We start from the raw sequence: 8,547 nt of genomic DNA, 5'->3' as shown, positions 1-8,547 counted from the left end.
TACGGTCGGTGCGGCAAAGAACGCGGCGGCGATTTCCTCCTCGGACATGCCTTTCTCCAGCATGTCACGGAAGGCGCGAAACTGATCCAGCGGGTGCAGGGCCACGCGCTGGACGTTTTCGGCCAGGGAATCATCCTCGGCGAGAATGGCCGATCCAACCTCGCGCACCACGCATGGCACGGGCGCCGTCTTCGCCAGTTTCTTCTGCTTCACCAGCAGCTCGAGCGCGCGAAAACGTCGTCCGCCAGCGGGCACTTCATAAGTGCCGGTCTCGACCCCGGCATCATCAACGACTGGCCGGACGTTCAGGCTCTGCAGCAGTCCGCGGCGCTCGATGTCGCGGGCCAGTTCCTCGATCGACAGGCCGGATTTCACACACCGCACGTTGGACTGGGACAGCACCAGCCGGTTGAACGGAATGTCACGGGACGAACTGAGGCTGATTTTGGGAATGGCGGTCGCCATGACGAAAACTCCATGACGGGCGGACAGGAGCCTCTCTCCCACCCTCTCAACCCGTCACGAAAATCCGCGCAGCCCCCTGACTCTGAAAGCTACCCCCCATACCAAGTAATTCCCTATTCCCGGCAAAAAAAGTCAGCAAAGGGGGAGAGTAGACTGTCGGTTAACGGTCACGGCAGGCAAAAAGCTGCTATTCACTTGCTATGCTGCTTACGACCGCCATGCACCCATTCTGACTATTCGACTGACAGTTGCAATGTCCTGAAAGCCGATATTGTTTATGGCGTAGCCTAGCACCAGCCGATTACTCCGGCGTATAGTTCGTGCCCTTGCGAAAGCGTTCTCCCGATCCGGAAGCGGCCGGATCCCTAGATTGTTTTCGAGGGTTATGTGCGGTGGACTGTTGACTGCGCTCAATAGGTACAGTCATCTAAAGTCGTGAACATGCCTAAATTTTTCCGCCCACACCCTTAAACTTTTCAACGAACGCAGAGATGCGCTGGAACACATCTCTTTTTTTGGTCAGGTATTTTGGATTGAGCGGGCTCATTTTTGGAAGGATCGAGTTCAACTCTGTACCGTTTTCGCTCGCATATTCACGCTTGATCGACGTCGCAATATAGCGCTTGGCGGCCTCCGCGTTCAATTTTTCATCGGTTATCAATTCTTCCGCTTCCCGGCATCGTTCGGCTTGTGCGAAGGCAAAAAAAGCCTCAATCACCCCCGCCTTGTCCTCCAGTTCGTCTAGGTTTGTCTGATTGATGAAATCAACAATGAGGCTTTCTTTCGCGCGGTTACCAATACTGGCACGAATAACACGACGAATTTCGTCAACAATTTCTGACTTTCTCTTCGTTTTTTTGTTGCACTCGAAAATTAGCTCAAGAATATAATCCAGATTTATTTCCTGGGATTTCAAGAGGTCGACCTCAAAGACGACATCATCCCAATCGATCGTTGACTCAACCTGCTCGGCGCTAGCCTTTTCACGGCGAAGCCAGTCCCGAATGTCATTATAGGTCGAACGATAGTCCTGGACCTTTCGGTCAGCAGGCATCTCGATGCTCTTGAGCTCGTCAACGTCATCATCACTCAAATGATGTCGCTCCTTGAACGCTCTCACCGCTTCGGGATCACTCTCGTCGATTTCCTGAAGCTCTCTCAGGTTGGAGAACTCATCATAATTCTGAAGGATATTCTCAACACGGAGATACTCACCGAACAGCTTCGCAAAGGCCTTCTTGTCCGCTTCCTTTTCGATGGCAGTGGGATCCGGGAAACGCTCTTCCAATTCACGGACGACATCGATAAAACCTCGCCTCGCCTCGCCTGTCGTCTGGTCCGTAAAACCTTCCATGTAGTCTGAGTAGCTTTTCTCCAGAACGACGTTCTTGGTATTGGCGTTACCAAAGAGTGTAATCGCCTTGACAGTCGCCTCTTCCAAGTCGCGGAAGGTAACAATATTGCCAAAGGACTTGGTCGCATCATAAATGCGGTTAGTGCGGGAGTAGGCTTGTATAAGGCCATGAAAACGCAGATTCTTGTCGACGAACAGCGTGTTCAAAGTTGGCGCGTCGAAGCCGGTCAGGAACATGCCAACCACAATGAGCAGGTCAACTTCCTTGGTTTTCACCCGTTTTGCCAGATCCCGGTAATAATTCTGGAAGCCCTTGCTATCTACGCTGAAATTCGTTCGGAAACAGGCGTTGTAGTCCGCGATCGCGGCGTTCAGGAATTCCTTGGCGCTGCTATTCAGCGCCGAAACCTCAAAACTCTCGTCAGGAATGTCGCCAATCGCATCCTGTTCTTCGTTGGCCGCGAATGAAAAGATGGTCGCGATCTTCAACGGCTTGTCGCTACCGTCCTGCAGCGCATTCAGCTTTTCATAATAGAGCTTGGCTGCATCAACGCTGCTCACCGCGAACATGGCGTTGAAGCCCTTATTGTCTCCATAGAGACGATGCGTCTTGCGGCGGAAGTTATCGAGAATGTACTGGGAAATCTCGGCGATTCGTTTGGGGTGCTGAAGAGCTTGCCTGTTTTCGGCGGCGGTCAGCTACTTTCATCCTGTTCGGTTTCGATCGCTTTGAACTGCGGGCGCACATCATTGTAGTCGACCTTGAACTTCAGCACCTTCTCGTCGCGGATCGCGTCGGTGATCACATAGGAATGAAGTTCGCTCCCGAATACGCTGGCTGTCGTCTCCGCACCCGAAGCATTTTCCGGAAAGATCGGCGTGCCGGTGAAGCCAAACTGGCAGAACTGTTTGAACTTCCGCTTGAGGTTCTTCTGTGCCTCACCAAACTGGCTGCGATGGCACTCGTCGAAAATGAAGACGACGCGCTGGGTATAGACCGGCAGGTCGCCCTCGCTCTTCATCAGATTGTTGAGCTTCTGGATGGTCGTGACGATGATCTTGTTATCGTCCTTGGAGAGGTTTCGCTTCAACCCGGCTGTACTGTCCGATCCATTGACGCTGTCCGGCGAGAATCGCTGATATTCCTTCATCGTTTGGTAATCAAGATCCTTTCGGTCGACCACGAAAAAGACCTTGTCGATGAAGTCGAGCTGCGTGGCAAGGCGGGCCGCCTTGAAGCTGGTCAGCGTTTTGCCTGAGCCTGTAGTGTGCCAGATATATCCGCCGCTTTCCGGTTTACTAAGCGTCCTACCTTCGAACGAGCTTTTGATCTTTCGTAAGATTCGCTCAGTCGCCGCGATCTGATAGGGGCGCATCACCAGCAGCGTGTCGCTAACATCGAAAACAGAATAGTTTAGCAACACGTTCAACAACGTGCGCTTCTCGAAGAAGGTCGCCGTAAAATCCTTCAGGTCCCGGATCAGGCTGTTATCGGCCTGAGCCCAGTTCATCGTAAAATCAAAGCTGTTCTTATCGCGCTTGGTCGTGTTGGCGAAGTAGCGCGTATCCGTGCCGTTCGAGATTACGAGGATCTGGAGGTACTTAAAGAGCGAACTGTCCGAGTTGAAGCTCTCCTTGCTGTAGCGGTGGATCTGGTTGAATGCTTCCCGAATAGCGACGCCACGCTTTTTCAGCTCGACTTGCACCAGCGGCAGCCCATTCACCAGAATGGTCACATCGTAGCGATTCGCATGAGTGCCCGCTTGCTCGAACTGCTTGATGACCTGAACCTTGTTGCGGCAGATATTGGCCTTATCAACCAGATAGATGTTCTGTATACGGCCATCATCGAAGACGAAGTCAAAGATGTAGTCGTCGTGGATCTTGCGGGTCTTGTCAGTGGCACTGTCGCTGGGTCGATCCAGATAGGTCTCAACGAAGCGCACCCATTCCTTATCAGTAAATTGAACATCGTTGAGGGCTTGCAGCTGAACGCGAACATTCGCCAGCATGGCGCTGGTTGATTTCAGGTCAGGCAGATACTCATAGCCTTGATCGTGCAGGTCCTGAACAAGCTCGCGCTCTAGGTCGGTCTCAGACTGATAGCTGTCAGCCGCCTCCCAGGCGCGCACATATTTATCGAGAACGATAAAGCGATTAGTCTCGGCGATCGGCGTCGTCTGCTCAGGCATTCGGGGGCTCCTTCTGCCAATAGCTGTAATTGTTGCGCAGATGATCCAGCAGGAGCTTCACCGTCTGCTTTTCCTCTGGCGATGGCTCGGCGATGGCCTCGCTGGAGAGCGTGTTATGGCTTGTAAACTGAATGATACGGTTCAAGTAAAGCTGCTGGTCGCTCGGCAGCAGCTCTGACCATCGGGGATAGCCCAGAAAGCTCGATGTCTTTTCATAAAGATTGCGCAGCAGGGTAAAGTGGTAGCGCTCAATCTTATCCGCTGCAATTGCCTGCTCCAACGTCTGCTTGAGGTAAAGGTGGTAGGAGAAGCTATGGTTGGAATCGCCATTCTTCGCCTCCAGCTCAAAACCTCCATCTTCCAGCCGTTTCAGCATGTAGCAGATCTTGTTTTTCAGCTCATTGAACAGCACGTTGAAGAAAAGCGGGCTGTGCGTCGTGATGATGAATTTCAGGCCGTTCACCGTGTCGCTACTCTTAATCAGGTCGGCGATATCGACGGCAAGCTGAATGAGGTGGTTTTCGTCGAGTGAGCTGACCGGGTCATCAATGAAAATGTATTCCAGATCATTGAACTGATCCGTCTCGCGCTCATCGACGTCAGCGACGTTACGGGTGCTGATGACCTGATCCAGCAGGCAGTAGAAGACGCTCCAGATGAAGTTGCTTTCCTCACCCTTGGAGATCTTCAGATTGCCGGTACTCGTATCAGTGCCGCGCTCGAGGGAAAAAGTGACCTCCGAAAAGTCCGTACTGAATCGTGGTGTCAAATTTGGCTGCGTGTAGCGCTGGAATGTTGCGATGACATTGCCATCAAGGCCTAAATCTTCAAAGGCGGATTTTGTATAGGCGTTCGGCTGAATTTTGAGCTTGCGCTCAATGTCCCCTTCAAGATCGTTGTCCCAGTAGAACAGGTCTTCGGTGAAGGCATTGTAGTAGAGCACCTTGGTGCGATGATCATCGCCCCGCTCTTCTGTCTTCGGATCAATGAGATCCCTGAATTCGCGGGACAGCCGGGTCTTGCCTGACGCGTTGAACGCATAGATCAGCTGCACCTTCTTGTGGGTCGCGCGCAGTGTTTCAGCAATCTCTACCAGAGTCTGTCCCATCTAGGCCACTTCCGCGTTAGGCTTAGGAAAGCTCAGCAACTGATCGCGGTACCAGGCATATTGCTTTTCGCGCAACTCAATTTCGCGCAGCAGGCCTTCGCTGATCGAAGTCGTCAGCGTGTCGAACTTGTTGAGGATGGCAACTATGTGGATTTGTTCGGCGATCGGAGGCACGGGAACTTTGACCTCAAGTATCCAATCTTTCTTGAGATGTGTTTGATCGTACCCGCTATCGTACCTTAATAGTTGTTTGTTTCGATTCATCACGTAATGAAGGAATTTCGGGAAAAAGATAGTTGGCTCCCTGACCCTTAACAAACAAACCCGTTGATTGGCTGCATAGCGATCATTTTCCTCGACAAAAAAGGTTTTAGCGAGTGCCCTGCCGTTTGGCAGGTCGCTCATCACCATAGCGACATCGTCCTTAAGTGCGGGGGTCAACACATCAGCTGCTTTTACAAATCGTGCGGACTTGCCTTCGCTCGAAATAAATCCCGCAGTTAAAAGCGCTACGTCACCATCCGGTGAGACTAATTTTTCATGAGGCTTAGCATTTTGAAAATGCGCAACATCCCCCAGTGCCTTCCACTCCGTTTCATACTCGTCAAAGGTCAGGAGCTGATCGCGATAGTGATTGTATTGCTTTTTGCGCTGGGTAAGCTCGGTGGTAAGCTCGGTGGTAAGCTCGGTGGTAAGCTCGGTGAAGCTGTCGAGTCTCCGAACAATCTCCCCCTGTATCGCCAGTGATTTCTGCGGATCATCCGGGCAGGGGATGGGGACAAGATATTGTAGAATGTGAGTTTTGCTTCCACGAGGCATCTTTGCGCCCTTGGAGTGCTGAATATTGTACTCGAAGAAATTTTCGTCGGTCAGAACCTGAAAAAGATAGCGCGAGTTCAACACAGAGTCTGTTGGATGAACCACCAGAACGTCCCCATTGGTTCCACCTCTCCGATCTGCGTGCCAGATTTTCCTGAGGTAGGGACGAATGTTACCTATTAGGACGTCGCCCTCCTTAAATTCTGTAAGATTGCCGGACGTTGGAACGTAGTTTGAATTTACCCTCCCAGCTCGGTTTTGAAGAAGGTTGTCCACTCCGACATAGTTTGACTGATTAAGCTGATCGGAACCGATGCGGGTCGTTGAATACTGAGCAATATCCCCTAACGGCTTCCAAACCACCTCAGCTCCATCCAGCAGCTTCTCCAGAAAACCCGCCGCACTCATGCCTCGATCTCCGCAATGATGACGTCGATGTCGGCGCGCAGTCGGTCGATCTTGGCAACTGTAGCGCTGATCTCTTCATTCAGTTCATTGATGTTCACAACCTCGCGCGTGTCCCGCGGCTCGATATAGGAGCTGACTGAGAGGTTATAGCCGCGCTCCACAATGATCTCATATGGCACCGACGCGGCAACATGATCGACGTCTTCCTTGCGATCAAAAATTTCCATCACCGCGTGATGTGTTTGTCCGTCATAAGATTGGTATTGGTAGCCTTCTTGAAGAATTCTTCCCCGCTGGCGTCGATGAATTGGATGGCCGTGTCGGTCTTGTTCTTTGCGAGAACCAGAATCGTCACCGCGATGGTCGTTCCGTAGAAAAGATTGGAGGCGAGCGCGATCACCGTTTCGACATAGTTGTTATCGACCAGATATTGCCGGATCTTCTTCTCCGCGCCGTCGCGATAGAAGATCCCCGGAAAGCATACGATCGCCGCACGGCCCTTGGCCGAGAGATAGCTGAGCGCATGGAGCACAAAGGCGAAATCGGCCTTTGATTTGGGTGCCAGCACGCCCGCCGGAGCAAAGCGGTCATCGTTGATCAGGGTCGATCGTCCGAGCCGATCCACTTCACCGAGTAGGGCGGGTTGGAGACGATGGCATCAAAGGGCTTGTCATCCTGAAAATGCGGCTGGGTGAGCGTATCGCCGCGCTGTATATTGAACTTGTCATAATTAATGTTGTGCAGGAACATATTCATGCGGGCGAGGTTATAAGTCGTGTGGTTGATCTCCTGCCCGAAGAAACCCTCTTCAATGATGTGTTCATTGAACTGCTTCTTGGCTTGCAGCAGCAACGAGCCGGAGCCGCAAGCCGGGTCGTAAATCTTGTTGACCTTTTCCTGCCCGTGCATGGCAAGCTGTGCGATGAGCTTTGAGACATGTTGCGGAGTGAAAAACTCCCCACCAGACTTGCCCGCATTGGCGGCATAGTTAGAGATCAGGAATTCATAGGCATCGCCGAACAGGTCAATCTGGCTGTTGTCGAAGTCTCCGAAATCCAGTTCCGCAACGCGCTTAAGCACCTTGGCTAATCGGCTATTCTTTTCCGTGACGGTGTTGCCGAGGCGCGCGCTGGTCGTGTCGAAATCGGCGAACAGGCCCCTGATATCCGGCTCAGACGGATAGCCATTGGCCGAGGATTCAATAGCCGCAAAAATCTGCGCCAGATCGGTGTTCAGGCTGTCATTCGTGTTGGCGTCGTCTGCCACATTGGTGAACAGCTGGCTGGGGTAGATGAAATAGCCCTTGGTCTTGATGGCATCGTCCTTAATGTCATCAGTGATGACGTCATCGGATAGAGCCGCATAATCGATGCTCTCTTCCCCCCCCTCGATATACGCAGCGAAATTCTCGCTGATAAAGCGGTAAAAGAGCGTGCCAAGGACATATTGCTTGAAGTCCCAGCCATCGACTGAGCCGCGCACATCATTCGCGATGTCCCAGATTTTCCGTTGTAGCGCTGCGCGTTGTTCTTGGCCGGTCATCTCTTTTTGTCCTTCTTCGGACTGGCTTCACGCTCGATCCAGTCCTCAATATCCATGCGCCAAAACCGCTCGGTGTCACCACCGCGGAAGCCTGACAGTTTGCTGTCGACCGCAAAACGCCAAGCGGTTTTCCTGTTGATACTGAGATAGTGGGCGACTTCATCAATGCTCATGATGTCAGCTGCCATACGAAGCACTTTCCCAAGATCACCTTTTTGGGGATTTCTATGGAAATTTGTGGTTTCCTTCAAGGCGGGAATTCCAAGCAATTTCAGAGTTCTGATGAGATCACGCTGGCTTTATGCAGAAAGCGATCTGGGCAGCTGTATGTCCGACATGAAGGCGTAAAGTCCGAGATGCTGCTCGTCGTATGGGTTCACACGCGCCGTCTGAGGTGGACAATCCTGAAAAGGCAGGTCGGTCATGGCGGTCCCTCGTGATACCGCAATCAGATCGCCGCAGGCGACCGCGCCAGCGGCGCGCGGGGGAGCCGATTTTGTCTGGTGTGCCCGCAGGGTGCGCCGGGCAAAATTGGGGGGACCGCGCGTCCTTGAGGCGGTTCACGCCGGGAATGGTACAATGGGAAGGCTGAGGGAAGCCCTGTTCCCCTTCCCTGCCCGCACACGGGCGGATCGGGCGCGACGCGATGGGGGCGCCCG

General features: G+C 52.7%; 9 protein-coding genes. All 9 read right to left on the bottom strand.

Going from position 1 to position 8,547, the window contains the following annotated elements; genetic code table 11:
* On the bottom strand, positions 1–465 hold a 465-nt coding region (locus JCM25156_RS22135), incomplete at its 3' end, for a ParB/Srx family N-terminal domain-containing protein (protein ID WP_034958650.1).
* A gap of 445 nt (positions 466–910) precedes the next feature.
* Entirely contained in the window at positions 911–2,452 is a 1,542-nt protein-coding gene (locus JCM25156_RS29865) for a type I restriction endonuclease subunit R, EcoR124 family (RefSeq protein WP_407637111.1), read from the bottom strand.
* A 62-nt stretch (positions 2,453–2,514) separates the two neighbouring features.
* Positions 2,515–4,011: an HsdR family type I site-specific deoxyribonuclease gene (locus tag JCM25156_RS29860; RefSeq protein ID WP_199898835.1), complete on the bottom strand. Its 1,497-nt coding sequence runs from the start codon at positions 4,009–4,011 to the stop codon at positions 2,515–2,517.
* Positions 4,004–5,119, bottom strand: coding sequence for an ATP-binding protein (locus tag JCM25156_RS06550; RefSeq protein WP_025812539.1), 1,116 nt, complete (start codon positions 5,117–5,119; stop codon positions 4,004–4,006). Before JCM25156_RS06550 ends, JCM25156_RS29860 begins: the two co-directional genes overlap by 8 nt.
* On the bottom strand, positions 5,120–6,346 hold the full coding sequence (locus tag JCM25156_RS06545; protein WP_025812538.1) for a restriction endonuclease subunit S: 1,227 nt from the start codon (positions 6,344–6,346) through the stop codon (positions 5,120–5,122). It abuts the gene before it with no gap.
* Positions 6,343–6,573, bottom strand: coding sequence for a hypothetical protein (locus tag JCM25156_RS29855; protein WP_199898834.1), 231 nt, complete (start codon positions 6,571–6,573; stop codon positions 6,343–6,345). The genes JCM25156_RS06545 and JCM25156_RS29855 overlap by 4 nt, the downstream gene beginning before the upstream one ends.
* Entirely contained in the window at positions 6,573–6,971 is a 399-nt protein-coding gene (locus JCM25156_RS29850) for an N-6 DNA methylase (RefSeq protein ID WP_199898833.1), read from the bottom strand. The genes JCM25156_RS29855 and JCM25156_RS29850 overlap by 1 nt, the downstream gene beginning before the upstream one ends.
* Positions 6,944–7,888, bottom strand: coding sequence for a type I restriction-modification system subunit M (locus tag JCM25156_RS29845; protein ID WP_199898832.1), 945 nt, complete (start codon positions 7,886–7,888; stop codon positions 6,944–6,946). Before JCM25156_RS29845 ends, JCM25156_RS29850 begins: the two co-directional genes overlap by 28 nt.
* Positions 7,885–8,139 carry a helix-turn-helix domain-containing protein gene (locus JCM25156_RS06535; RefSeq protein ID WP_206777859.1) on the bottom strand — a complete coding sequence of 85 codons (255 nt, stop codon included), beginning with the start codon at positions 8,137–8,139 and terminating at the stop codon, positions 7,885–7,887. Before JCM25156_RS06535 ends, JCM25156_RS29845 begins: the two co-directional genes overlap by 4 nt.
* Positions 8,140–8,547: the final 408 nt, after the last annotated feature.

This window comes from Komagataeibacter kakiaceti JCM 25156 (assembly GCF_000613305.1).
The sequence above is the reverse complement of the archived record's forward strand: the minus strand, read 5'-3'. Positions and strand labels throughout refer to the sequence as shown.

Coding starts and splice junctions, on each gene's coding strand:
- JCM25156_RS29860 (WP_199898835.1), bottom strand. CDS start 4,011: ATGCCTGAGCAGACGACGCCGATCGCCGAGACTAATCGCTTTATCGTT.
- JCM25156_RS06550 (WP_025812539.1), bottom strand. CDS start 5,119: ATGGGACAGACTCTGGTAGAGATTGCTGAAACACTGCGCGCGACCCAC.
- JCM25156_RS06545 (WP_025812538.1), bottom strand. CDS start 6,346: ATGAGTGCGGCGGGTTTTCTGGAGAAGCTGCTGGATGGAGCTGAGGTG.
- JCM25156_RS29855 (WP_199898834.1), bottom strand. CDS start 6,573: ATGGAAATTTTTGATCGCAAGGAAGACGTCGATCATGTTGCCGCGTCG.
- JCM25156_RS29845 (WP_199898832.1), bottom strand. CDS start 7,888: ATGACCGGCCAAGAACAACGCGCAGCGCTACAACGGAAAATCTGGGAC.